This is a genomic window from Morganella sp. BCCO 40_0007, assembly GCF_032989665.1.
GTDB lineage: Bacteria > Pseudomonadota > Gammaproteobacteria > Enterobacterales > Enterobacteriaceae > Morganella > Morganella sibonii.
Genome location: NZ_JAVBIN010000042.1, coordinates 1 through 330, shown reverse-complemented (window position 1 = coordinate 330; position 330 = coordinate 1). Strand labels below are relative to the sequence as shown.

Annotated in this window: 1 pseudogene; it reads left to right on the top strand. The window is 52.7% G+C overall.

From position 1 onward, the window contains the following. Window positions 1-135: 135 nt before the first annotated feature. Window positions 136-330 (top strand): annotated as a pseudogene (locus tag R5268_RS19410) (SymE family type I addiction module toxin); the annotation flags it as partial.

The following is a 330-nucleotide window of genomic DNA, read 5'->3' as shown; positions in this document are numbered from 1 at the left end:
GTCAGCAGTCGGTATAACGGGTCAGCTGCCCGCGCGCATTATAGCGGTAACGGGTGATACTGCCGGACGGATCCGTCTGCTGAAGACAATCCCCCTGCTCATCCCAGACCAGCTGGGTAGCGGGTCCATATACAGATGGATATCCCCTCTGGCATTTCAGGCGGCACGGTAAATAAAGCCCTGAAAACAGAACGATTTTACACGGTCAGCTATGCCCCGAAGGGTAAAAACAGCAGCCCGCCATTACCTTAACAGGGCACTGGCTGAAAGCGGCAGGATTTGAGACCGGTTTCACATTTACCGTCAAGATTTTAAACGGCTGTTTGGTAT